This is a genomic window from Pseudoalteromonas sp. QJM3NY_22, assembly GCF_056173065.1.
On sequence record NZ_JBWBTZ010000002.1, the window covers coordinates 744400 to 768331 of the forward strand.

A 23932-nucleotide genomic window follows, 5' to 3' on the forward strand; every position below is an offset into this window, starting at 1 on the left:
AAGCCTTTATAAACTAACCAGAAGATCAGTCAATGGATCGTCAAATATTTCTTAACTGATCGGCATTAAGCCAAGGCTCGCTATTTTTATTTGTGTTTATGTTAATACATATTTAGGTATCTTTGTTAACAATTACTGCCGATGCCATAGACTCAGATATATGCAGTGTACGCTGCGGAAACGGAATACTCAGCCCTGCGCCTTCAATAGCTTCTTTAACACGTTTATTTAAATCCCACACAGTTTGCCAATAATCACCATTAACAGCCCACGCACGTAATTGAATGTTTACTGCGCTTTCGCCTATTGATGTCACCATTACTTTAGGTGCAGGCTCTGCGAGTAATCGGCTCTCTGATGCGGCTAATTCTTTAAGTACATTTAAGCCAACGTCAATAGAGTCGGCATACGAAATACCCCCCACTATATCCATTCGTTTTTTGCTATTACGGGTAAAGTTTTTAATATTGCCACCCCACACTTTGCCGTTAGGCGATGCGATATAAAGACCGTCGGTGGTTTTAAAAATAGTGGTAAACAAGTTTATTTCACTCACAGTACCAAGCGTGCCACTGGCATCAACAAAGTCGCCTATTTTAAAAGGTCTGAGTATTAGCAGCATAATACCCGCAGCAATATTGCTCAGCGTATTTTTAAGGGCTAAACCAATCGCTAAACCAGCAGCACCCATTAGCGCAATTAAGCTTGCCGTATTAACGCCAAAAATATCTAAAATAAATAGCCCACCAATTATATAAACTAAATAACCAGCAATACTCGATAAAAGAGGAAGCAGCGTACTATCCACTTTTTTTAATGGCGATTTAGCGTTTTTAATCGCTTTTTTAACCGAGCGTGCAATTAAGGCACTCGCAATTAAAATCACCAACGCTAAAATCACTTTGTACCCTAAAGTGATGATTGTTTCTGAATGGCTTTGCCAAAACGCTAAGAGTTTATCTTTCATGTTTGTTCCGATAAATGTTGCTGACACTCAGCAAAATAATGGTTAAATCTAATAAAAACCGACTTCAAAAGAAGTGGCGCGAGTATATAGAATAAAAAATTTAAACCTATCTTTTTTAATCACTTATTTCAATTTTAATAACGGCTTAAAAACCATGATGATTGAAGTACAAAACACACCTATTTATCGCTAATTTATAGCGACTATTCAATGTAGGTTAATCGTTTATTGGTATGGTGACTTTAAGTTTTTAACGTTCATTAAAGAGGTTATCTATGGCAAAAGAAAAAATAGTACTCATAACCGGCGCTTCAAGTGGCATTGGTGAAGCAACCGCAAAAACCCTTGTAAATAATGGTCATAAAGTAATACTTACCGCTAGACGCGAAGATAAGTTAACTGAGTTAGTAAAGTCGTTAGGCTCAAATAATGCGCTGGGCGTAGCCGCAGATGCAACCGACTTTACCGCGCTTGAAAACGTAGTTACCAAAGGCATTGAAAAGTTTGGCCGATTAGATGTGGCCTTTGCTAACGCAGGCATGGGCGTTTCAAACGCAGGCACCGAAAAAGGTGACCCAGATGAATGGTCAGCGATGATCGACATAAACATTAAAGCGCTGCTGTGGACTGCAAAATTAACACTGCCGCATTTACGCCAAAACAAAGGTCACTTTATATTAACCAGCTCAGCTGCTGGTCGTAAGCCACTAGGAGGCTCTATTTATGGGGCAACTAAATGGTTTGCTTATGGCTTTGGACAAAACTTAGCTGTAGTGGTCAACTAATTTTGGCCACAGTTTTAGAATCTTGATATCTAACCTCAGATTCATTTGGCGCTAAACCGGCATTATAATGATGCGGCCTAACATTATTGTAATATCCATTTATGTAATCACTAACGCTATATTTAGCGTCTATAAAATTTCCATATCCACTCTTTGGCATCCATTCCGTCTTAAAGCTTCTAAAAAATCGCTCCATTGGCGCATTATCCCAACAGTTTCCACGCCTGCTCATACTTTGTGTGATTTTATAGCGCCATAAACGTTGGCGATATTTTAAACTTGTATAATGACTACCTTGGTCAGAGTGAAACATCAGTCCTGTCGGTTTTCCTCTGCTTTCATACGCGAGTTCAAGCGCTTTTAGCGTTAAATTAGTATCTGGTGATAACGACATTGCCCAGCCAACCACTTTGCGTGCAAATAAATCAATAACCACGGCTAAATAAGCCCAGCGATTGCCCGTCCAAATATACGTCACATCACCGCACCACACGGTATCAGGCTCAACAACATCAAACTGTCTATCAAGCAGGTTTGGGATTTCAAGGTGTTCATTACCACCACGTTTATATGAATGTTGAGGTACTTGGCAGCTTTCGAGCTTTAATTTAACCATTAGCTTAGCTGCACGATAACGGCTCAATTCAAAATCATTGTTCGTTGCTATCGCTGCGATTGTCCGTGCCCCAGCTGAACCACCACTCATCGCATGTATTGCTTTTACTTCAGCCTCTAACCTTGCTTGCTCAGGTGTCGGCGCTGTATCCCGTATGGCCCAGTACTTATAGCTGCTGCGATGCACATTGAATACGCTACACAGCAGACTAATTGGATAACGCTCTCGTTGATTTAACTTCTCGATTAACGAGAATTGTTCAGGGAGTCGGACATCAAGAGAGCGGTAGCCTTTTTTAATATATCCTTTTCTAATTCAATGCGTTGTATTTGCTTTTTAAGCTCACGGATTTCAATTTGTTCGGGCGTCATTGGTGAAGCTAAGGGTGTCTGACCATTACGTTCTTGCTTTAATTGAGTTACCCATTTACTGACGGTTGATTTACCAACACCCATCGCTTTGGCTGCATCTTCTTGCGTATAACCTTGGTCAACGATAAGCTGAGCCGTTTCTAATTTAATTGCTGCAGAATATGTTGCACGTTTTAATTTCGTCATTTTTTCACCCAAATTTGTATGCTTATTAGCATAACATTTCTTTCTTAATGGGTGGCCAAAATCACTGTACCACTACACACGTGCTGCTATTGAGGTTGATGCAGGTATTAAAATTAATTTGAAAAAGTTAAATAAAAGGGTTAGGTGCCATAAGCAAAAAATTATCAATGATAATTTATTATCCGTTTTAATCATGCACTGTTCTCAGCCCGATGCAACTGGCTCTAAAACTGGCGGTTTAGATATAGGTGATATAACTCTGGGTACAGTGAAGCAACGGAATAATTTAAAAAATGGAAGCCTGTACGTAAACTATGAGCAAGGTGAGTTTACTTCTCCACTAGACTTAATTAGTGATAAACAGTCAAAACGGAACTTGGAATTAGCATCATTTCGAAGCTCTTTATTAGTAGCAATACTAAAGCCGTTTGCACAAAAGTATACGGATATTGATTTTGGTGATGATAAACACCCACTAGAAGATTTTTTGAAAGCAGGTCTGCCAAGCTTCCTAGCTGAATCCTTGAAGCTTTATCAAAAGGCTTCTTAAAATAAAAGTAGAGATGACAATAGAAATTTACTAGAAACGTATCTTTTAAAAGCTTTAGAAACGTTTCTAACCCCATTTCCAGCTTATTTAATACCACACTTGCAACATTCACGCGACTAAAACACCGCATACGCTCTTAGGGGGCGTTGTGGCGTTTTTAGCTTTCTAGTAAAAAATCACCCAGTATCACCAGTAATTCGGTTTCGTTATCGCGGCTTATGCCTAAATATTCACGTTGGGGAATCGCAGCGGGGCCAGGTGCCATTTCTGGCAAGCCGCCAAAGTTATGAATAGCGGCATAGGGTTTGTTACTGCCAATCTGTGCCCAAAAGTCGCCGCTGTCTGCTGTAATAGAGGCCGCGAGTCCGCCTGCTGTGGCTTGCAGTATTTGCCCACCAACACGGCTTGGCCTGCGCTTTAAATAATTATCGCTAAGTGCTGGCCATGGCGAGCCATCAACAGGGCTTTGATGATCTGCAAGGGCATCTTCGCTGGCACCTTCCATCACAGCGGCAATGGCATCCATGGGTTCGCTGAGATTATCAAAGCGCTCGGCTAGTTGTTCTAGCATGGTGATGACGGCTGTGCCTTCAGGTAAAATTGAGATAGTTGACATAATAGGAACCTTGGCTAATCTTAACAGTGTAACCACATCAGTACTTACTTCATGGAGTGTGGTTACTCCTCCTAAATGCCAGACAACGAGCTGGCATTTGTTCTTTTTGACTTACATGTATGTTTGATTAATACTTATTCATGGCGGTAGTGTTTCCAATGGGTAACGGTTAACGTGTTCGTTATGATGTGGGTTCGAGTCTCACCCTATCGCCAGCCTTGCAAATAACCTGCTGTAACCCCTGCGTTTATATCTGCTTGCATGACCTTAAATACATTAATTAATGGGTCGAGCACACTGCCTACTTTGGCAAAATCCACAATCACTTTTATGACTTGCTCACCACTTGGGTAAACATACATAAGGTTATTATTTGTAGTGTCCCAATACACTTTGGTTTGTGGGTTATTAAGCCAGGTACTGAGCTGGGTATATTCACTTAGTTCTAGTGCTTGGCCTTTTACTTTATGGCGGGTGCTGTTGGCATGGGCTAATGCGCGTTCGCTAAGGGTAATTACACGCCCAGCCTCAATACCTTTATCAATCAGCTGTTGATTTATATCGTCTGCTAAAAAGCTCACTACGGTTTTATGTTGTGGCCGTGGGCCATTGGCTTTTAAGCCTGCGGCGTTGTTTGCTTGCTTAGCTAATTGGTAGCGCTCAACACGGGCAAGGCTTTCTTTTGTCCATAGCTCAAACGCGGCCTCTCGCGCTGGGCTGTTATTAAGGGCTTGGATGGTCTCGGCTCTTAATTGTGGGTCGGGCACTTTACCAAGCTTTTGCGCTATGGCCGTATCGGTGCCAAAGGCGCTTTGCCCTGGTGAGTATGCCCAGCCTAGATCTGGGGTCATTACATCATCGGGTGGTAGCTTTACCCGGGCATGTGGCACGGTTTTAATATCGCCTGTTTCGCGGCTGATAATTTCAGCATCAAAGGGTTGCACGTAATTACTGCCATCTTCAACGGTAATGCCACGCGCTTTAACTTGCGCCTCAGTTAATGCACGAACACGGCAACGGCAGCCCCAGCCATTAGGCGGGTAAATGGTTTGCCATATTGGATCATCAAACCTGAATACGCGGCCATTTAATAGCTTGTGCTCAGGGCGAGTTTGGCCGTCATCAATGGCCACATACTGCCAATAAGGGTGCGTTTTAGCACGCGATAACATGCGCCGATAACGCCCAGCCATGTACGCCGTTTGCATGTTAGTACGATAAATTGTGTTTAAGCGGTACGGGCTACCTAGTTGTATGTCATCGCCCATGGCATTTTTAGCTTTGCCCCACCAACCGAGCTGTTGCAGCTGAGGGGTTAAGCGCTCATTAAATTGTTTGGCTGTTAACCCCTGTGTTAATGCGGCATCTAACTCGCTACGAATAGCACTGAGCACGTCCATATTTTGTGCGCGCGCAACGGTGAACGCTTTGCTGTGGGCGCTGGTCAACATATCGTGCCACTCGTCGCTTACAGCGTAACCTTTAGATTTAAAGTAAGCCACCGCGTCTGCGGGTGGCTTATCAAAAGCGCTGGTCAAATTAACGCTAGGCATTGAGCGAACCCCACAGCTCACTTACAAAAAACAACCGCGTGAGTAAGTCAGTTAAGCCATCTTGATCTAGCATTGGGTAAAGCTCTGCCAATTCAATGGCGGCCAGTTCTTCACTTTGGTTTAGCTTATCAAGCAGTGGCTGCAATAGGGTTTTATATTCTTCGCGCATATCGCCGCTGGTAATGGCATCAAGTGCCGTGTCGAGCTGTGCTTGGCCTTGGTTACTCATGCCTTCACTTTTAAGCACTGCCAGCGAGCTGGCTTTTAATGCGGCTGTATTGTTACTCATTGGCTCTGTGGGTGCTTCAAGTACGTCATCACCGTCTTTGGCTATAGGAATGTTTAAACGCTCATGCACCCATGACTTAGGGACTTTCATACCAAGCGAAACCAATGAGCGCAGCGGGTAAGCTAAATCGCGCATTTCATCGCTGGTGGAGTTGTCAAACTCAAAACGTGGCAGGCGGCGGTTGCCCGCGTAGCTTTTACCATTAAGCGCATACAGCGGGTATAAAATATCGCGGTTAATAGTTTGCTCTATTTGATGTAAGTCGCTTTGGGTGATAGAGCTTAGCGCCTCTGCATGTACATTACCCAGTGCATTGGTGCTGGTTTTGCCATCGGCTTGGCTGGTTAAGGTGCCACCTAAAATCGCTTTAGATTGGGTGAGTTCACACCAACGGATCATTGATTCAAACGGATCGGCTTGGCCATTCGCAGCGCTTTGAAAATCAATCTCCATGCCTTTGGGGATTATACCGCCTGCGTTATGGCCAATGCTCATTACCGCGCGTAACAGTGTGGCTTTTTCTTTTGGATTAGCACCACTAGGATATTTACCCACACGCACAGGTAAACCGTAAATCTCTAAAAATTCGGCTAAGTCACGTACCGAATAATTTTTAAATAAGAACGGCCAGCTTAATACCGACACCAACCCCGCACGGTGAACATAACCCGACTTTGATTTATGAATATGCATAGCCCAGGCGAATTGGTTGGGCTGTTCGCCATTGGCGCTGCCATCATTGAGCATTAATTGATTGCGGTTGTCTGGGTGCGTTTTAAAGATGTTTTGATCACGAAACTCATAGCCAGTAATGATTTGCTGTTTTTCTACGTAATCCCATTGCAGCTCATTGGGTGAAAAGCCTTTTAAAATAGCGTCACTAAAATCAAAGAGTAGATCATAAAACCATGTTGCATCATCAATGATCTCGCCCAGCATATCGGCATCACGTTGCTCTAATGGGCTGGCATTACGTGGCGCTTTAATATTCCAATCTAGCCCAACAATGGCGCGGCGGCGTTTGCCTAAGTCGCAGCTTATATGGCCGTCTTTATCTTCCATATCTTTGGCTAAGTCTGCCATGGCCGCTAGGTTGCCTTGCTCTGCCTCGCGCAGTAAGTTTGCCAGCTTTGCAGGGGTAAGCCCTTGGGTTGGATGATCTGCATACTCTTTCATTAGCGAAGCAACGCGGCTGTTATTGTCGGTTTGCTTTTCGTCTAGGGTCTCGAGTGTGAGCGGGTCGCCGTTAATATCTACTAGCATGGTTTAACTCGTATAAGTTGTTTTAGGGTGATCACATACACATCGAGCTTTAGTGCATAGTCGATGGCTGCGGTTTTATTTAGGGCGCTAAAATCAAGCGTTATTTCTTGGGCTGCAAATAGCTCTTGGCAAAGTATGCGCCAGCGCATTACCAACACCCCGCGCCTTGGTAGTCGGCCAGTTCGTCATAGTCAAAGTCGCCTTCAGCATGTTTATCTGGCAGTTGGGTAAACTCAATTGCACTGCCTTGCATCCAAGCAGCACGCACAGCCATTGCAAGCCCAACAGCAAAATCGCCATGACGCTGGCGGCCATCAGTGCCTTTGCTGCTGCCCTTATCTATTTTTGGGGTGCCGTTACGCACGGTGATCATTTGTAAGTCATCAAGAATGTCTTGGTGTTTTGGTATGGCAATGTTTCTATCTTCAAACTCGGCTTTCAGCTTGGGCATCCACTCCCTGTACCATGGGTCGTTAAGCATGACTTGCTCAACCATGTCAGTACCAAAATGTAATGCGGCGGCTTCGGCTAGATAGCCACCGTTACCTGTTGCATCAAACGCCAGCCCTTGCAAACGGGGTAATTGTTTAGTTACGTACAGCATCACATAACGCTGCATATCGTAAGTAAGGTTGGTAAGCTCGATTAAAAACGGCACGCGCTTGGATAAATCTCGGGCTATTTCAAGGGGCACAAATACGGTTAAATCGCCACGACGGGCAAAGTCTTCCCCAAAGCTATGGTTCAGATCAGGATTTAACGTGGTTAAAAACAGATCCAATTGCTCTGTACAAAATGCCTCAATTTCAGCTTTTTGGGCATCTTCGGTCCATGACATAAAATCAGCAGGCGCTTCATAGGTCACAATGGGAATGCCCTTAACCATTGCCATTTCAATTAATGCGCGGGGTATGTAGTTGCCACCGCCTTTTTTAGGCTCACAAAAATACTCTTCCCGGGCATCGTCTTCGCTGGCAGTATCTTTAAGTAAATCAGCAATCCATTGTTGCTGTAATTGTTGTGACCAGGGTTTCTTTTTGATTTGGCAAATACGTTGATACAAGCCTTCACGACAGGCATCTTCAATGGTGATGGTGTGAACTGAGTAGCGTTTTTTACCTGCGCGGCTGTCTTTTATCAGTTCGTTAAATAAATTATCTACCCCGTTATGGGTTGAAATTAAACGTACCTTTGAGCCCCACATAGTTAGTGCAAGTGCGGCTTTAAGTACTTCGGCTAAGCGATCATGAAAGGCCGCTTCATCTATGGTTACGTTGCCCTGCATACCCCGTAAGTTAGACGGGTTAGAGCTGAGCGCCTGAATTTTAAAGCCTGAACTAAAGTAAATAACAAAGGTTAGAATCTCTTTATCTTCATTTTTTATGACTTCTTCACACACTTGTGAGGCGGCTTTATTAAATGCTTTTGCCCACATGGCGGCGGCATCAATAAACTCGCGGGCCATTTCTTTATTTGAGCCAACATAAAAATGATTGCAGCCATTGGCACTGCGTGCAGCTGCGGCGCATAACACAGCATCGGCAGCCTCAGCCCAGGTTAAACCAGTACGGCGGCTTTTCTCGGCAATTTTTAAAACGGAGTCGTCAGCAATCCAGCGTTTTTGATACCCGAGTAATACTTCGTCAGCGTTAAACTGGCTTATTTCAGCATTCATTTGCTCAGCTGTATTAGCGGCTTTCATGTTAAACAATCCCTAATATAGACTTTTTGATTTGTGCAACAGTGTCGGCTGTCATGCCTGCTTGCGTTGCAACGTGCTCAGCGGTGGTGGCGGCTTCTTCAGCAAAGGCTTTACGAATATCTTTTTCGCGCTGGTGGGCTTTCATAGCGGTCGATTCTAAGCGCTGACAGGCAAGCATGACTTCTTTAAGTAAGCCTACATCAACGGCAGCATCGTCATCAGGGTTGGTCATTTGCTGCATCGTGGCTTTAAATAATAAAGAACGGGCCATCTCAAGTATTAACTTGGTGGTGTCGCCTGTGGGCTTATCGCCCAGTTGCGTAGTGAGTGCTTTGGTTGATTCGCGTAAGTCTCTTAGGCGCTGGCCAATAGCCTCCGTTTTTTGTGCATGGCGGCTTAGGCCGCTGCGGCTTATTGTGGCTTCTTCATCTAAGCCCGCATTGAGTATTAAGGTGTTTATTTCGTCGAGTATTTGCCCTTGGCTAAAACGCTTATCGCGGAGCATTTCGTCTAAGTGCTTTTTAATACTCTCAGGGAGTAAATCAACCTTGCTGGGTTTGGTCCTACGTGCTTGTTCAGTCATATTACCCCCGAGGGCTTGGGCGTTTAATGCCTGGAACAACAATTGTGCCTTCAGCCACATCAATGCCACTGGGCGTAATGGTGCTAACCCATGTGGAGCTTTGACCTATTTTTTCAATCGTCACGTAGCCGTTACGTTCAAGCCAGCTTAGGTGAGTGTGCAGTTCATCGCGGCCACATTTGAGCGAGTACGATTTTAAAATATCGCAAATAATACTGTCGTTTAAATCGTAGCCAGGTTGCTCGTTCAACGCCCGCAAAATGCACAGGCGCGAATGTTCAGCAATAATTTGGTTAATCGCCATTGCGGGTTCCTCTTAGTTCGTTTTCCATTAGTAGATCGGTTAGGCGTTTAATGTCGGTAAGTTGTGGGTTTAGCCCATCTATTTTTGTGCTCACTTCAATTAAGCGTTTATCAAGATCGTGAATATCTTTAGAGCTGGGCATTTCTTCTATCGTGCTTTCAACAACAGATAAACGTTGCTCTAACTTTTCGTGGGTTGTTTTAGTGACAAAGGTACTACGCAGCCAAGCCAATGCAGCGGCCCCAACTATGGCAACACCTACGGTTAAAAAGGCTTTGTACCACTCTAAGATAAAGTCCATGCTAAGCCCTGTAATGCTGTTGTTGTATTTCAATGAGAGATTGGCACTCCACACAGGTACTACAGTTTTTAACCGTTTTACGCCGTGCTGCGGGTATTTCAATACCGCACTCTTGGCAGTGCTCAAATGCTGCCCCTGGTTTGTTTGCTTTTTCGTGGTGCAGTGATAGCGCGGCTTCTAACAGGTGCTGCTCAATTTTTTGCGCATCGTCTAATTTACTCAACGTGGTTTCCTTACTTTTTCGATAACGTTATTTAAAGCGTGCTTAACGCCTGGTGCGGCTTTCTCAACGGTGCGGCCAATCACATAACCGCCAATACCAAGCTGTAGTAAATCCCATGCTTGCTCAGATAAGCGAAACGCTAGCACGCCAAAGGAATCAAGGCAGATCAAAATCAAAAAAGTCAGCATGGTAATAGGCCGCCAATTACGCTGTAGCCAGCTTTCGCCTTTGGCCTCAGCAGTAATTATTTGTGATTGGGCGGCGAGCACTTGGCCTTGTAGCTCAACGACTTTGCCCTCAAGTTCAAGCACCTTACTTTGTGCGGTGTTCTCAATGCGTTTGAGTTCGTTGGTAACAATTTGGCGCTCTTCGTCGTTCGTGAATAGGTCATCAACCAGTTTGGTAACTGGGGCGACTAAGTTAAACCAATTAGCCATGCTGGCCTCCAAAGCGTTTATGCAGCTGTTGGCGGGCATGTTGGTAATCGCGGTTGCCATTGACTCTAAGTTCAATGTCTATCGCGCTGACAGAGTGCCAGCCTTTGTTAAAGTGGCTTTGCATGGTGCCGCAATGACTATGCAAGGGGATGTTGTTAGGGTTAAAAGGCAGGCCGTGCATCCGTGCATCAACCTCCAATTTTATGCGCTGCTCTTTGCCTTTTTTTAATGACCAATCCCAGTTTTTACCCATGTTGCCCCCAAAGCTCAGCAAAGGCGTATTCGCTTATATGGGCTAGGCGGTTAAACCAGCCTTCAAGGTTGGGCTTTTGGCTGGCATCATTGGTACAAATACGGGCGTACTTACGGCCACGGTTTACGCTAAGGCGGGCAACTAAACTTTGTGGGGCGCAGCTGCTTACTGCTTTTAAGGTGTTAGGGCCAATACGGCCATCAGCTTTTGCACCGCTGGCACGTTGCAATACTTGGCTCATGGCAAAGCTGCCATGGTTAATAGCGCCGTCTAAGGTGAGTAAATCAACGCCATCATCAAGTTGCTCGCAGTACATAGCACGCCAATAATCGCGGTGGTAAAGCCGTATAGCGTGGGCAATAGTGAGGTTTTTTATATCTACAGTGGGGTATGCGCGCTGGCTAATACCGTATTTGGTTAAGCCACCACGATCACTTGCTACGTCATTTAAGCCGCCATCAGCACGCAGGCCACCTTCTAAATAAAGAATGGGCAATATGCAATGTGCAAACTTGAGCGAGTACGGCGCAAGTGCGGCTTGTACTTCCGGGCGCTGATTAAAACAGCTTAAATGGGGTAATGGGGTTAGGGTTAAACGCACTTGGTACTCCTGCAATCCCGTTAAGGTTTGCGTCAGAGTGCCAAGTTTTAGGGGGAGTGAATTTTAAACTGGATTAAAAATTATTCTTTCAAATAATCTATTGCAGCTTTTCTAGCAAGCTCGCTCACCTTCAACTCATTATGATATGTGTTTTTTGAGACATCAAATAATATTGAATGTCTATTGGAGTAGAGAAAATTAGCGTCCGGGCACCGAGCATAATCACTAATGTCGATGTAAGTTATCTTAGGATCTGAAAACTTTGAAATATAGTTATGCATCCCCTTATGACTCATATTTTTATAAAATAGATTGATTGCTTTCAGGCAAATATCATCCCATTGGTCTGACGAATCCCCAAAACGTGACAGGCACAGCAATTTATGATCTTATGTAAATCACCACAACCCACATAAGTCACAACTGCTATGCCTGACACATCAGTTTGCCATAAGTACTTTAAACATGCATTAGCGCCATTCAATAATGCCAGAGTAAAAACATTACTAAGCTGCAGTAATGCATTAATTTCGGGCAATAAACTTACCTTAACTGAAATCGGCAGAAATTTGTCTGGCGCTGTGGATGTAAAACATAAAATAAAACGCGTTGATCGCTTCTTAAAAAATACTCACCTCTACAATGAAAGGGTCGCTATCTATAAAGCATTAGCTCATCCTATTATCGACTCTTTACCAATGCTTGCAATTGCCGTTGACTGGAGCGGTGCCTGTGGTCACGACTATCACTTACTGCGAGCAAGCTTACTTGTGGATGGGCGCTCTATCGTGATTTATAACATGATTGTTGAGCAGAAGAATTTTGATAGCCCAGCAACCAACAGCCTGTTTTTAGATGAACTTTATGAAGTGCTTGGACGACATCCTAGTGTCTATATTGTAACAGACGGCGGCTTTCTTACGCCTTGGTATAGTAAAGTACGCGAACTTGGTTGGCATATGATAGGTCGATTAAGAGGCTCAATGAAGTGTAAACTAGCCATGCAATCACAATGGCATACATTAAAACAACTTAGGGCTGGTGCCAGCGATATACCAAAGGCGTTAGGTCAAGCAAGACTAACTCAGTCCAGCCCGACAGCATGCGATGCATTTTTACACGTATATCATGGAAAAAATAAAGGAAGAAAAGGAAAAAGCAGATTTACGAAAGATACAAAAATGTATCAAAACTTAGCGAAAGAGCCATGGTTACTCGCGACATCAGACAATACAATGACGAGTAAGCGAGTAGTTGGTTTATATAGTAAAAGAATGCAAATAGAGCAAAATTTCCGCGATGACAAAAGTTTGAGATATGGTTTTTCGTGGCGTTTTAGTAAAAGCACCGGCATAAATAGAATAGGAATATTATGCTTGATAGCCACAATAGCGAGCACTGCGTTATGGTTTATAGGGTGTGAAGCAGAAAAAAGAAAGTGGCATATAAAATTTCAAGCAAATAGTGTTAAGAATCGCCGAGTTCTTTCATTTTTAACCTTAGCCAAGCAAGTCATAAAGCTATGTAAGAGACGTATTACACAAAGCTATATAGAAAAAAGTTTAAAAAACTTTATTTCTAATTATCAAAAAGAGGCCGCTGGATAAAGTGGGGATCCCTCAGCCCATTGGTTCCAAATGTTGTCTAAAAATAACTTGGTATGTTCTTCTATAATCACTCTACTTTTAAATGTTTCTCTCTGCTTTATAAATCCAAGATTCTCTAACTCTGTTAAATCTTCATAGTTAGTCGAACAGTTAACATATGTGGTATACCTGAGGGACTGTATCCAATAAAGCTGTACTACATTTAATTTATGAATTGCTGATTCACGTTTTAATTTTATTTCATTTGACACTTTTATATCTTGCGCAATTTTTTTCTCTTTTTTTTTGCGGGCAGCACGTTTCTTTACACAATCTCTAATTAACTGACCAAGCACCCGAATTGCAGATATAAAAATTAGTGCGTATAGAAAGTTAATCACTAAAGTGGGTAAATTGATTAAGCCTATAAGCTGCAATGTTACCGCTATAGTAGAAATGATAAGAGCGGCTATAGCATTTACAGTGTCTGACATAGCTTCTTTGAATGTATGCGTCCATGTCATTTTTAGGTCTGAGTTTTGATCTGTCATTATGAGCCTGCTAAAAAAGGTTTAGTTTAGCTGGTACTGTTAACGCAGCGACTAGGAAGCTTATCAAAATGGGGCTATATAACTCTAGGTACTCCCTTTCTCTAAAGAGGTTGTGCAACCAAAAGTAAAATATTTTATATACTGCTTTAGGGTACATTTTAATATTTTTAAGATCACACAAGGGTATTATTTTAGAGAAAATTATATCCCCTTGATCGTCATAGTAATCGGTAACTTTAATATCTAATTTTGAATTTAAGAATAGATTTGGAATAAGGACGTACTTAATTCCGTCTCTATTAGGGTTATCAGTATCATGATTAAAATCATAAAATGGGAGTAATCTTTCAACTAGAAAGCCACTTGATTTATTCGGATCGTGTTTGTTCAAGAAAAAAGGAGCTTTTAGCGCCTTTTTCCCCCAGCTTTCTTGATAGAGCTTTAGGTACTCATTACTTAGTGAGTAGTATTTTAATAATAAAAAGCCCATAGATAACAGAAGTAAATCACTAAGACCATCAGGCTTAGCAAACGTTAATTTAAAAATAAAAGTATTTGCTTCTGTTATTTTAGCGCCTGAGAAAGTGAGAGCTAGTAAGAGCATAGCGATAATAACTAACACTTTTTTACAGCTTGCTAGTGCAGTATCTTCGCTTATCTTTTCTTTAAGTGTTTTTGTTTGTTCGGTCATTGATATTCACAGCTTTATTTTCTTACGAAATGTTGAACAGTACTTAGCCCAGTACCGTTATGATCTAAAAAGCACTCAGAGAAGGTTGTGCCATCATAAGCACCATAGCCATTTTTAGCTTTTACTTCTAAAACTAAAAGCTGTCTAGCGCCGCTGTCGTCCTGTTCCCAGCGTTTGAAATGGCTAACAACCTTAACGGACTCAGGGTCTTTCCATGACCTAGTTTGCTTTACTTGCTTTAAACATTGGTTAACTAGTTGGCTGGGGTTCGCAGTCGCATTACTTTTGCTCGATTGTACTTTGACTATTTGAGCATCAGCACTACAAGGCTGATCACTGAATGTGATTACACCGTTTACAGTGCATTTGTATACTTGTGCTGCGTTGAGTTGGGCACTCATTATTAGTGCAAATAATAAAATCCGTTTCACTTAAAATCCTTTTAAATAGTTACTTATAAAGCAGTATTACAAATCTTTCCCCATCCATACAACTCGGCCAACTATGTGTAGTTGATCTAAGCTTTCTTGTGGTACGAGTTGGGCCTCGTAGGCTGGGTTGTCTGACAGTATTTTAATACCGCCTGTAAATTGCCTCTGTAGGCGCTTTACGAGTAGGTGGCTGTCTAAGTCTATTACATAAATGCCATCTACAAAATTATCTAACGGTGATGTATCAACCACTAGCGACTCGCCGCTAATAATGGTTGGGTGCATGCTGTCGCCTTTGGCTGTTATAACCACCAAATTACTCTTATTTAAGTTGCGTTTAGATAACCATTGGCAATCAAACACCATGCTTTTATCAGTATATTCTTCACTAATAACAATAGCGCCGTGGCCAGCGGATGCTTCTACATCAACAACCGGCACATAAAATAGATTAGCAGGCAGGAAATCAGCGCTAGGCGTCTTTACTAGTTGCTTCTTTTTTGAGACTTGATATTCAAAGGTTTCATTATTTAAACCTTTTGAGTATTCACCTGTTACTACAAAGTGTATATCAAATCCGATCTTTCCAAGCTCTGCTAATTTGTCTGATGGGATTGGAGAACCAGACTCCCAGCGGTAGTAAGTAACCTTACTCACACCTACAGACTCAAAGACATCTTTTTGTTTTAGGTTAAGCCTTTCTCTTTCTTGTAATAAAAAAGGTTTCATATATTTATCTTTTTATATTGACAGGGTGCAAATATGAACCCTATACTTAACTCGAATCTTAACTAAACCCTTTTATGCTCCGTTCGCCAAAACTACATAAAAGGATTAATTACAAAAAGGTAATGTACTATGAAAGCACAAGAAATAAAACAAGCTATTAAGCTCAAAGGTTACAGCTTGTCTATGCTTGCTGATGCTTTGGGCGTAAATCTTGCCACTGTATCGGGTGTGGTTTGTGGCCATACTCAATCTCGCCGCGTTGCTGATGCCATTTCTAAACTTATTGATAAGCCCGTAAAAGAAATTTTCCCTGATGTTGAATCGTACTCTCGCCCTAAGCTTTTAAAGGGGGCACTGCGCCAGCAAGGCGTTGAAGAGCTTAAACAGTTATTAGCCTCTTGAGTGGTAATTATTGCTGGGCTTAATAGCCAGCGCATAACTAATTCAGTAACGGATAAAACGGGAGTATGACAATGAACACGATGTTTATTTTCATGACAACGCCACACAATCAAAGCCAGCACTGGGCACTTACAGGCAGCCAAGGTTTGCACCGTGATAATGCGCTTAGCGCGAGTTTGATTACACAAGCTAAGCAGCAGCTTACGCAATTGATAGGCGGTTACACGCGCTCTGGGCTTAACGATGGGCAAGCTGTTAATACCAAGCCAGCAAAGCACGTTGCTAAATTGGCTTTGGTTAAAGTGATGTTGGTTAAACGAGTAAGCTATTTGAGTATTCATAATTTAAGCCTTAGTGATTTGGTTGCTAAGAGCTTAGTGAAACTAACCTGTGTATTGGAAGTTCCAAAAAGTGTTTATTTTTGGAATTCGCAAATTGCATTAGGGGGCCGTTATGAATAAACGTAATGCGGTTAAGCCACGTCGCCGTGCTTGGTCACGGATAGTGCCACGCAGCTTGAATGAATCTTTACAGCTTTGTAAGGAGCATGCACAACAAGCTAAACAAATGTCAGTGCCGCGTATTGCTGATCGCTGTGGTATGAGTACCGATATGCTTTATAAGCGTTTAGGTAGCGGCGATATGCCAGCCAGTTTACTTATTCCATTTATGGCTGCCACTGGCCGCGTATATCCTTTGATGTATATGGCCCATAGCCTAGACAAGTTAATTATTGATATGCCTAAAGGCAAAAAGCCAAGCCATGCTTCTCTTACCCATCTTAACCAATTTGCTAATCAAGTTATTGGTTTGATCATGCAGTTAGAAGAAGGTAATGGCAATTGCGAATATGTGGCCGATCAAATCGTGCTGCTGATGCAAGATTTAGCCTACCAAAAGTTAGAAGTTGAAAAGCTCGACGAACCTCAAACCAGCTTTGATTTAGCCCCCGACGACGAAGACGAACTAAGCCAACATTAAGGATGACAACCATGCAACTCAAAGACCTAGATCACTCTGATTTTCAACAAAACGATGAAAAGTTACCCAAAATCGCGTGTGCGTGCTGCCGTAAAAGTGAGAAATCATCTAAACCTATGGCCCCTAGTGAGTGGCTATATGCGGCTAATTTTGTGGGCTGGCGCAAGGTGATTACTGGTGGCACAACGCTCTCGCCAGTTTGCCCGCACTGTGTTGATGAAATGGACGCTGTTGCCGAGGCGCAAACAGCATGAGCGAAAAGTATTTAAGCGCTCAGGTGCAGCGCGTTTTAAAAACAATTGAGCTGATGGCAGGCCATGAAATAGATGGTGTAGAGCCTGGCAAGTTAGCCCAAGCATTAAATACTAGCGGCGCAGACATTACCCGCATTCTAACTAATTTAGAACATGGCGGATTTGCTGAGCGCTTACCCAGCAATGCTAAACGTTGGCGCTTACATAAAAGCTTAGTGCAGATAAGCAATACCGTTGAGAACAACTTTAGAACGGCGCTGCGTCAGCTGCAAACCGAAGCCAATAACTATAACGTGTTGAGGTAGAACACCATGGCAAAAAATGAACTAGTTGATATTACCCCTGCACAAGAAAAAGCGATTGTGCAAGGCAAAGACATTTTAGCATCTAAGCAAGATGTGCTGTTAAAGCTTGGCCAAGCACAGGCATTTAACTTTGCGGCAAAACTGCTGACGGTCAGCGAATTAAAGATCCTTAATGAAATAAAGGAATCTAAAGCATACAAGGGCTTAACGTACATCGACTCTGATGAAAAAACGCTGACGGTCAGCACATGGGATGATTGTTGCAAACACATTTTAGGTAGTAGTCGGCAGCATGTGGATGAAAAATTAAATAGCCTTCACCGTTTTGGCGAAGAGTTTTTTGAACAAGCTCAAAAAATGAAGCTGGGCTACCGTGACTTGCGTGCTTTGCGCCAACTTTCAAATGATGAACAGGCGCTTGTTATTGAGTCTGAAGCGGTTGAAGTGGGTGATAAAGAAGCGGTTAAAGATTTAATTGAAGAGCTAAAAGCCAAGCATAAAAAAGAAACTGCCACACTTAAAGAAGAGCTGCACGCCAGCGATGCAATGCTAAGAGCAAACCGCGAGTTGTCGAGTAAAAACGCGGTAGAAATGCAAAACATTAAAGAGCAGCTACACCAGAAAAAGTTTAGCCCTAATAAATGGCAAAACGATGTTCGCGACTTTTTTACCAACCTACACAAAGTGCATAACCAAATGCATGAATCGTTAAATCAAGTTATGAGTCTGCACGAGCAATTGCAATTTGTTGATATGGATGACCGTGCAAAAGATGCGTGCATTGCTGCGTTTTACGCTGACAACAAATTGCTTGTTGAACAGATGGCTTTGAGCTGGAACACCATAGAAAACCATTGGGGGCACTTTCAGGCGAGTGCTAAACCATCGGGCGAGTTTTTAGCTGAACTGGGTTTTGATAACGCGGGGGATCTATGAACACAGCAACTATGAGTAGCTTAACCATTGAATACTGGGGCGAGCAATTACAAAGCGCAGGCCACGGTAAAAAAAGCCAAATACGTGAGCAAGCGTGTAATGCATTAGGTTTAAGTAAAGATGCGTTTTACCGCGCTCTTAAAAAAGCGGGGTTTAGCTCAGGTAAACAACGCCGTAGTGATGCAGGAACAACTGCACTTACAGACGACACTGTGAATATGTTGGTGGCTATTTTAAACCAAGGTGTACGTGAAAATGGTAAGCGCGTTATGAACGTAACCACTGCACGTAGCATGCTAATTGCCAATGGTTATGAATGTTTAAGCCACAGCCAGATATGCCGCGTACTTGCCCAGCGTAATGCGTCAGTAAATGACTTAGACCGCGCTACGCCGCATGTGCAATTACGTAGCCTTGGCCCTAATCATGTTCATCAAACTGACCCCAGTTATTGCTTGCTGTATTACCCACCGGGTAAGCCTGGTAAACGTCAAACTTTTATGAATGATGCGGACTTTTACGCCAATAAACCTGACAACCTTGAGAAGGTTAAAAACTTTAGGGTATGGCGTTATGTGTTGGTTGATCACTATAGCGGCGCTATACGCTTATTTTACTTTGAAGCGGCGGGCGAAACCCAAGCGAATATGTTTGAGTTTTTAATGTGGTGTTGGCAACAGCACGACGGCAGCCCGATCCATGGTGTGCCACAAGTGTTGATGTGGGATAAAGGCAGCGCGAATGGTGCCAAAGCAATTAAGAATGTTTTAAAGGCGCTGAATGTTGAAAATATCCCTCATGAAGCTGGCAACCCGCGAGCAAAAGGTGCTGTTGAAAAAGCCAATGACATTGTAGAAACCCAGTTTGAAAGCCGTATTTTGTTTGAGCCTGTCGATAGTGTGGCTGAGTTAAATGCCGCTGCATGGGCATGGCAAGAGGCATTTAACGCCAATGTTGTGCCTGGCATGAATTGCCGCCATCACCGCCATAAACAGCCACGCCTTGATGTATGGAAACATATTTATAAAGCAGAGAACCGCCAATTTTTACGCGCGTTACCTGATTTACAAATATGCCGTTTATTACTCACTAAACAAGATGAAACCCGCAAGGTTGCGGGAGATTTAACGATTAGTTATCGCCACCCTGTAGCGAAGAAAAGCATTGAATATGATTTAAGTGATTTAGCCAATGTTCGCAACGGTATGAAAGTAACGGTTGGCCCTGTGATTGTGAATGATAGCCATGCCATTTTAGTAGGCGTGAGTAATGAATTTAACGAGGCTATTTATCATCAAGTAGAACCTGTGATCACTGATGAAAGTGGCTTTAGGCTTGATGCCCCTGTGATTGGCGAAAAGATAGCACGCCATAGTGATACCGCAGCTCAAGCCAGTGGCAAAGCCGCAGACAAATTGGCGTTTGGTGAAGATGCCACCCAGAACGAGATCAAGCGGGCTAAGAAAACTAAAGCAGCTCCTTTTAATGGTGCTTTAAACGCACACAGTCATTTAAAAGATATTAAACATGAAACCCACCTAGCACCTCAAGGAGAAGTGATCACGCCTGATTCTGCGATCACGGCGCAAGTAACTGAGGCCGCTAAACGTAAGGGGAATGTTTTAGAAAGTTTGGATTTACGTATTTTGCTAGCTAATCGCCTGGGCCGGAACTTACGCCCTATGGAGTTAGATTACATAGCGGGTTTAGGTGATGTTGTTGACACGCAAGTGAATGACATTGTGGAGGAACTGCACCGGGGTATAACCCATGCGCCAGTGCTAAAAATTGCGAGGTAATAAGTGGCGAAAATAACAAAGCTTAGCCAGGTGTTTGAGCAGCTCGGAGTTAAGCAAGCACAAGTAGTAAAAGCGCTGAGACATAAAGGCATAACCTTTAGTACAGCAAGTTTAAGCCGTGTTAAGCGGCAAGGCGAATGGCCTAAAACCTGTGATAAGGCGGCTATTCAAATACACATAGAGGCGTATTTACACGACCAGGGCGCAAGCTCAGAGCAGCTAAATAAGTTGTGGGGTTGGTGTGAGCAGCAAGCGCCCATTATTGATAAACCTGACTATGAAGACCCGGAGCCTGAAATGTTAAGTATGCATGCAAAACGCTTTTTTAAATTACGCCATGACCCATTTGAAAATGAGATCACCTGTGAAGACGATGTGTTTTTAGTTGATAACCACCGTTTGATTTTAGAAGAAATGCTAAGTGCTGCGAGTGCAGGAAGTATGACGGCGCTTATTGGTGAATGTGGCAGTGGTAAAACTATTATTCGCCGTGCTTTTACGCATCGCGTTCAACAAGAAAACCCCGAGGTTATTTTAATACAGCCTGCACGTTTAGATCGTCGCAAAATTACAGCGGAATCGATTAGTAGTGCAATTTGTAGAGCATTGCAGATCAAACACCGCCCAAGTGCTGAGGAACGTGATGCAGCGGTTGAAGAGGCACTCATTGAAAGTGCTAATAACGGCCATTTACACCTGATGATTATTGATGAAGCACATGATTTAAGCGCTGATGTGATCAAACTACTAAAGCGTATTTGGGAGCTAACCCATGGCTTTAGGCGTGTGATGGGGATTGTATTAATTGGCCAAACAGAGCTTAGCAAAAAGTTAGGCGGGCAAAATGTGCGTGAGTTTACCTGGCGCTGTAATCAAATAAAAATGCAGCCGCTTGGTTTACATGTACCGGCTTATATTCGCCATAAATTTAAACGTATTGGTGTGAACGCGGATGACATTTTTACAGAGGATGCAATGGGCGCTATTCGCGGTAAGTGCTACGGAAAAATTAAGCACGGGATGGCGTTTGATGATGAAGATATGGATCGGTCTTTTCCGCTTCATATTAATACATGGATTAACAAAGTTATGAATGTGGCGGCCAATATTGGTGAGCAGAAAATCACAGAAAAAATGGTTCATAATGTGTGAGCATGGAACAAGTACAAATTCAATTAACGGGCATGGCTCAGGTAAAAGTGAGTAAGACCTTAACGGTTTCTAAGGCACAGGCCCAAGTTATTTTAGCTGACGATGGCGCTATGCAAACCTTATTGGCTAAGGCAGTAAATGCGCCAGTTAAAAACTGGGTTCACATATTTGGTCAACGTGAAGTGGTGGCAATTAATCAAGCTGGCGGTATGCAGTGCTTAACGGTTGGTTGTGGCTGGGTTGGTGAAACGTTCAATATGGCTTTAGGGGTTGGTGAAAGGCTATGCCCTAAGTGCAAGGGCAATAGTTTTCATCAAGTGCAAGCGGTGGTTGAACGCCATGGATAAGCGCATTTTAAATAAAATTAAGCAGTGTTTAGCTTTGGCCAAAAGCGCAACCAATGAACATGAGGCGGCCGCAGCAATGCGGGCGGCTCAGGGGTTAATGCGTAAATATCAGGTGACTGATGCTGATATTGGGTTGAGCTGTGTGAGTGAGCATGATCACCCAATAGAGGGAACGCGCATTGTTAGTTATCACGCTTTATTACTTGTGCTAATTGAACATGCGTTTGGTGTTAAGGCTGTTATGAAGCGTGGTTTGTTCACGCCAACTAGTGCCACCTTTATTGGAATAACGCCACAGCCTGAGCTAGCGGCCTATTGCTATGAGGTGCTTTGGGTAAAGTTAAAGCTTGATAGAAGTACTTATGTTAAATCGCAGCCAAAGCAATGTAAACGCGCAACGAAAGTGGCACGAGGCGATAGATATGCAGAAGGCTGGGTAAACGGGGTTTATCACGTTGTTGAAGAATTTGCTTTGACTGAAAAACAAAACGGATTTGTTGCTGCCTACATTGCGAAACATTACCCCAGTTTAACCATTACTAAGCCAATGACGCGCGGAAAAAAGGCAAATACCAAAGACGCTAAAAGTGAGGGTTATGCACGCGGTACGAGCCAATCAATTCATCGCCCAGTAAACGGGCAATCACAACAAAAACGTTTAAGTAGAGGTTGATTATGGAACAAGAATTTTTAGTAAATGCGCGTGGCTTTAAAGTGCCAATGGATAAGGTTTCAGATAACGATAAAGCTCAGCATACGCTTGTGGGTGATTTGTTGCAGGAGGCTAAGCAGTTAAGCGCGGCGCATGATGATTTTAAGCGCCGTTGTTTTACACGCGTTAATGACTTTGTTGCCGAAATGGCTAAGAGTTATAACGTTGAAATAGGCGGTAAGAAAGGCAACGTGACTTTATCGTCTTATGATAATCGTAAGTGTGTAAAGCTTGGCGTTGCTGATGATATGAGCTTTGGGCCTGAGATCATTGTAGCTAAAGAGTTGATTGATGGTGTGGTGAATGAGCAGCTTGATTTGCTGGGCGATGAAGCAAAGCTTTTAAAGGCGATAGTTCAAGATACCTTTGCGACTGATAGCGATGGTAAATATAGCAAAGCTAAGATCATGAACTTGCGCAGTAAGCACCGTTTTAGCCATGATTCAGATGAATGGGCTGATGCAATGAAAGCATTGGATGATGCCATTATTTTTAGCTCAACAAAAACCTATGTACGTTTTTATGAGCGCAATGATTTGGGCGCATGGGTGCAAATTCCTTTAGTTAGTAAGTCACTTTAGGGGGCGCAATGCGATTATCTAAATCTCGTTACATTCAATTGATACATATTGCTAAAACTCAGCTGACTTGGGATGACGAGTTATACCGCTCAATCTTAATGACGCTGACGAGCAAAAGCAGCTGTAAAGAAATGACTGTTCCAGAATTAGATCGCGTACTTGAACACATGAAATCTAAAGGTTTTAAGCCTGTATCTAAAAAGCGAGGTAAGGGCCGTAATAGCCCTATCTCGCGCGATAGAGCACCAGGCGAAAAAACACCGTTAGATAAACTGCGTCAGACGTGGATTGAAATGGCGCATGGTGGTTATTTACGTGATGGCTCAGAGCAGGCACTTTTAACCTGGAGCAAAAACCAAGCTAAGCGCTTTAACCGTGGCGTAGCTGTTGAACGTTTAGAGTGGCTTGATGATAGTGTGCTTATACTATTAATAGAGCAGCTTAAAAAATGGTATCAGCGCTTGGTTAAACAAAAGGAGTTAGCTAATGGCTGAGAACAGCGCAACTCAACGAGCAGACGGCATGCTTTTAACTATATTAGAGTTAGTATCTGAAGGCACAAAACCCTCAATTGGGGAGCAAGCGGCTTTTGATTTAGCTGTTAATGTGGTGGATAATATTAGGCACACTTTTGGTGGTGAGCTGGTATATGTATGTAAAGGCCGAACGCTTGATTCTATTATTTTAAGCAACCAAATTTGGAATGACTTTAGAGGTAACAATCATCATGAGTTATCTAAAAAGTATGATTGCTCAATTCAATGGATATATGAAGTTGTGCGAACAATGGTAAAACTCAAACGCGCTGAAGTTCAAGGCGACTTGTTTGACGATCAAAACGAAACCTAATTTTCTTCAACAAAAAAGCGGCGCAA

33 protein-coding genes and 1 pseudogene are annotated in these 23932 nt (G+C 42.9%); 16 read left to right on the top strand and 18 right to left on the bottom strand.

Annotated elements, in window-relative coordinates; genetic code table 11:
* Window positions 1-112: 112 nt before the first annotated feature.
* Window positions 113-967, bottom strand: a complete 855-nt coding sequence (locus AC0VZ4_RS23650) for a mechanosensitive ion channel family protein (RefSeq protein WP_475441799.1) — start codon at window positions 965-967, stop codon at window positions 113-115.
* Window positions 968-1242: 275 nt separating this feature from the next.
* Between AC0VZ4_RS23650 and AC0VZ4_RS23655 the strand changes: the two are divergent.
* A pseudogene (locus AC0VZ4_RS23655) lies at window positions 1243-1737 on the top strand (SDR family oxidoreductase); the annotation flags it as partial.
* 7 nt (window positions 1738-1744) lie between these two features.
* On the opposite strand, the gene AC0VZ4_RS23660 reads toward AC0VZ4_RS23655, so the two are convergent.
* Window positions 1745-2925 (bottom strand): IS3 family transposase gene (locus AC0VZ4_RS23660; protein ID WP_475441800.1). Its coding sequence is split into 2 segments (ribosomal slippage): window positions 1745-2667 and window positions 2667-2925, totalling 1182 coding nucleotides; the frame shifts between segments, so codons are not numbered across the junction.
* Window positions 2926-3043: 118 nt separating this feature from the next.
* Here AC0VZ4_RS23660 and AC0VZ4_RS23665 point away from each other — a divergent pair.
* Window positions 3044-3475 (top strand): AbiV family abortive infection protein, encoded by a 432-nt coding sequence (locus tag AC0VZ4_RS23665; RefSeq protein WP_475441801.1) that lies wholly within the window; start codon window positions 3044-3046, stop codon window positions 3473-3475.
* Between the two features lie 157 nt (window positions 3476-3632).
* On the opposite strand, the gene AC0VZ4_RS23670 is transcribed toward AC0VZ4_RS23665, so the two are convergent.
* From AC0VZ4_RS23670 to AC0VZ4_RS23725, 12 genes are all read right to left on the bottom strand, one after another.
* On the bottom strand, window positions 3633-4091 hold the full coding sequence (locus AC0VZ4_RS23670) for a phage virion morphogenesis protein (protein WP_475441802.1): 459 nt from the start codon (window positions 4089-4091) through the stop codon (window positions 3633-3635).
* A 206-nt stretch (window positions 4092-4297) separates the two neighbouring features.
* Window positions 4298-5644 carry a phage head morphogenesis protein gene (locus tag AC0VZ4_RS23675; protein ID WP_475441803.1) on the bottom strand — a complete coding sequence of 449 codons (1347 nt, stop codon included), beginning with the start codon at window positions 5642-5644 and terminating at the stop codon, window positions 4298-4300.
* Window positions 5637-7196, bottom strand: coding sequence for a DUF935 domain-containing protein (locus AC0VZ4_RS23680; RefSeq protein ID WP_475441804.1), 1560 nt, complete (start codon window positions 7194-7196; stop codon window positions 5637-5639). Before AC0VZ4_RS23680 ends, AC0VZ4_RS23675 begins: the two co-directional genes overlap by 8 nt.
* On the bottom strand, window positions 7190-7345 hold the full coding sequence (locus AC0VZ4_RS23685; RefSeq protein WP_475441805.1) for a hypothetical protein: 156 nt from the start codon (window positions 7343-7345) through the stop codon (window positions 7190-7192). Before AC0VZ4_RS23685 ends, AC0VZ4_RS23680 begins: the two co-directional genes overlap by 7 nt.
* Window positions 7345-8898: a terminase large subunit domain-containing protein gene (locus AC0VZ4_RS23690; protein ID WP_475441807.1), complete on the bottom strand. Its 1554-nt coding sequence runs from the start codon at window positions 8896-8898 to the stop codon at window positions 7345-7347. Before AC0VZ4_RS23690 ends, AC0VZ4_RS23685 begins: the two co-directional genes overlap by 1 nt.
* A 1-nt stretch (window position 8899) precedes the next feature.
* Window positions 8900-9481: a DUF3486 family protein gene (locus AC0VZ4_RS23695; RefSeq protein WP_475441808.1), complete on the bottom strand. Its 582-nt coding sequence runs from the start codon at window positions 9479-9481 to the stop codon at window positions 8900-8902.
* Window position 9482: 1 nt separating this feature from the next.
* Window positions 9483-9785, bottom strand: coding sequence for a VpaChn25_0724 family phage protein (locus tag AC0VZ4_RS23700; protein ID WP_135476735.1), 303 nt, complete (start codon window positions 9783-9785; stop codon window positions 9483-9485).
* Window positions 9775-10086 (bottom strand): DUF2730 family protein, encoded by a 312-nt coding sequence (locus AC0VZ4_RS23705; RefSeq protein WP_301562091.1) that lies wholly within the window; start codon window positions 10084-10086, stop codon window positions 9775-9777. The genes AC0VZ4_RS23700 and AC0VZ4_RS23705 overlap by 11 nt, the downstream gene beginning before the upstream one ends.
* A 1-nt stretch (window position 10087) precedes the next feature.
* Window positions 10088-10309 carry a TraR/DksA family transcriptional regulator gene (locus AC0VZ4_RS23710; protein ID WP_475441809.1) on the bottom strand — a complete coding sequence of 74 codons (222 nt, stop codon included), beginning with the start codon at window positions 10307-10309 and terminating at the stop codon, window positions 10088-10090.
* On the bottom strand, window positions 10306-10746 hold the full coding sequence (locus AC0VZ4_RS23715; protein WP_475441810.1) for a 3TM-type holin: 441 nt from the start codon (window positions 10744-10746) through the stop codon (window positions 10306-10308). The genes AC0VZ4_RS23710 and AC0VZ4_RS23715 overlap by 4 nt, the downstream gene beginning before the upstream one ends.
* On the bottom strand, window positions 10739-10999 hold the full coding sequence (locus AC0VZ4_RS23720; RefSeq protein WP_475441811.1) for a hypothetical protein: 261 nt from the start codon (window positions 10997-10999) through the stop codon (window positions 10739-10741). The genes AC0VZ4_RS23715 and AC0VZ4_RS23720 overlap by 8 nt, the downstream gene beginning before the upstream one ends.
* Window positions 10992-11600, bottom strand: coding sequence for a glycoside hydrolase family 108 protein (locus tag AC0VZ4_RS23725; protein WP_475441813.1), 609 nt, complete (start codon window positions 11598-11600; stop codon window positions 10992-10994). Before AC0VZ4_RS23725 ends, AC0VZ4_RS23720 begins: the two co-directional genes overlap by 8 nt.
* Before the next feature lie 428 nt (window positions 11601-12028).
* Between AC0VZ4_RS23725 and AC0VZ4_RS23730 the strand changes: the two genes are divergently transcribed.
* Entirely contained in the window at window positions 12029-13207 is a 1179-nt protein-coding gene (locus AC0VZ4_RS23730; RefSeq protein ID WP_050484169.1) for an IS4 family transposase, read from the top strand.
* On the opposite strand, the gene AC0VZ4_RS23735 is transcribed toward AC0VZ4_RS23730, so the two are convergent.
* From AC0VZ4_RS23735 to AC0VZ4_RS23750, 4 genes are read right to left on the bottom strand one after another with little or no spacing between them, the layout of a single operon-like run.
* On the bottom strand, window positions 13186-13737 hold the full coding sequence (locus AC0VZ4_RS23735; RefSeq protein WP_475441814.1) for a hypothetical protein: 552 nt from the start codon (window positions 13735-13737) through the stop codon (window positions 13186-13188). The genes AC0VZ4_RS23730 and AC0VZ4_RS23735 overlap by 22 nt on opposite strands.
* 10 nt (window positions 13738-13747) lie before the next feature.
* Window positions 13748-14428, bottom strand: coding sequence for a hypothetical protein (locus tag AC0VZ4_RS23740; RefSeq protein ID WP_475441815.1), 681 nt, complete (start codon window positions 14426-14428; stop codon window positions 13748-13750).
* A 14-nt stretch (window positions 14429-14442) separates the two neighbouring features.
* Entirely contained in the window at window positions 14443-14859 is a 417-nt protein-coding gene (locus AC0VZ4_RS23745; protein WP_475441816.1) for a DUF4124 domain-containing protein, read from the bottom strand.
* 36 nt (window positions 14860-14895) lie between these two features.
* On the bottom strand, window positions 14896-15588 hold the full coding sequence (locus AC0VZ4_RS23750; RefSeq protein WP_475441817.1) for a S24 family peptidase: 693 nt from the start codon (window positions 15586-15588) through the stop codon (window positions 14896-14898).
* A 129-nt stretch (window positions 15589-15717) separates the two neighbouring features.
* On the opposite strand from AC0VZ4_RS23750, the gene AC0VZ4_RS23755 reads away from it, so the two are divergent.
* The 13 genes from AC0VZ4_RS23755 to AC0VZ4_RS23815 all read left to right on the top strand — a co-directional run bounded on the left by AC0VZ4_RS23755 (window position 15718) and on the right by AC0VZ4_RS23815 (window position 23906).
* A complete protein-coding gene (locus AC0VZ4_RS23755) occupies window positions 15718-15990 on the top strand; it encodes a helix-turn-helix domain-containing protein (protein ID WP_135476753.1) in 273 nt (90 codons plus the stop codon).
* Between the two features lie 71 nt (window positions 15991-16061).
* Window positions 16062-16451 (top strand): hypothetical protein, encoded by a 390-nt coding sequence (locus AC0VZ4_RS23760; protein ID WP_475441818.1) that lies wholly within the window; start codon window positions 16062-16064, stop codon window positions 16449-16451.
* The gene (locus AC0VZ4_RS23765; protein WP_475441819.1) at window positions 16444-16971 is read left to right on the top strand and encodes a hypothetical protein; all 528 of its coding nucleotides are present in this window, start codon (window positions 16444-16446) and stop codon (window positions 16969-16971) included. The genes AC0VZ4_RS23760 and AC0VZ4_RS23765 overlap by 8 nt, the downstream gene beginning before the upstream one ends.
* An 11-nt stretch (window positions 16972-16982) precedes the next feature.
* Window positions 16983-17225, top strand: coding sequence for a hypothetical protein (locus AC0VZ4_RS23770; RefSeq protein WP_475441820.1), 243 nt, complete (start codon window positions 16983-16985; stop codon window positions 17223-17225).
* Window positions 17222-17530 (top strand): helix-turn-helix domain-containing protein, encoded by a 309-nt coding sequence (locus AC0VZ4_RS23775; RefSeq protein ID WP_138555785.1) that lies wholly within the window; start codon window positions 17222-17224, stop codon window positions 17528-17530. Before AC0VZ4_RS23770 ends, AC0VZ4_RS23775 begins: the two co-directional genes overlap by 4 nt.
* 6 nt (window positions 17531-17536) lie before the next feature.
* Window positions 17537-18466 carry a hypothetical protein gene (locus AC0VZ4_RS23780; RefSeq protein WP_475441821.1) on the top strand — a complete coding sequence of 310 codons (930 nt, stop codon included), beginning with the start codon at window positions 17537-17539 and terminating at the stop codon, window positions 18464-18466.
* A gap of 11 nt (window positions 18467-18477) precedes the next feature.
* Window positions 18478-20265 (top strand): hypothetical protein, encoded by a 1788-nt coding sequence (locus AC0VZ4_RS23785; RefSeq protein WP_475441822.1) that lies wholly within the window; start codon window positions 18478-18480, stop codon window positions 20263-20265.
* A gap of 3 nt (window positions 20266-20268) precedes the next feature.
* Window positions 20269-21417 (top strand): ExeA family protein, encoded by a 1149-nt coding sequence (locus AC0VZ4_RS23790; RefSeq protein WP_475441823.1) that lies wholly within the window; start codon window positions 20269-20271, stop codon window positions 21415-21417.
* Window positions 21418-21419: 2 nt separating this feature from the next.
* Window positions 21420-21764 (top strand): hypothetical protein, encoded by a 345-nt coding sequence (locus AC0VZ4_RS23795; protein ID WP_475441824.1) that lies wholly within the window; start codon window positions 21420-21422, stop codon window positions 21762-21764.
* The gene (locus AC0VZ4_RS23800) at window positions 21757-22437 is read left to right on the top strand and encodes a DUF2786 domain-containing protein (protein WP_182702657.1); all 681 of its coding nucleotides are present in this window, start codon (window positions 21757-21759) and stop codon (window positions 22435-22437) included. Before AC0VZ4_RS23795 ends, AC0VZ4_RS23800 begins: the two co-directional genes overlap by 8 nt.
* A 2-nt stretch (window positions 22438-22439) precedes the next feature.
* Window positions 22440-23057, top strand: coding sequence for a DUF3164 family protein (locus tag AC0VZ4_RS23805; RefSeq protein ID WP_138555779.1), 618 nt, complete (start codon window positions 22440-22442; stop codon window positions 23055-23057).
* Window positions 23058-23065: 8 nt separating this feature from the next.
* Window positions 23066-23551: a gp16 family protein gene (locus AC0VZ4_RS23810; RefSeq protein WP_475441825.1), complete on the top strand. Its 486-nt coding sequence runs from the start codon at window positions 23066-23068 to the stop codon at window positions 23549-23551.
* Window positions 23544-23906 (top strand): Mor transcription activator family protein, encoded by a 363-nt coding sequence (locus AC0VZ4_RS23815; protein WP_475441826.1) that lies wholly within the window; start codon window positions 23544-23546, stop codon window positions 23904-23906. Before AC0VZ4_RS23810 ends, AC0VZ4_RS23815 begins: the two co-directional genes overlap by 8 nt.
* The last annotated feature ends 26 nt before the right edge of the window (window positions 23907-23932 follow it).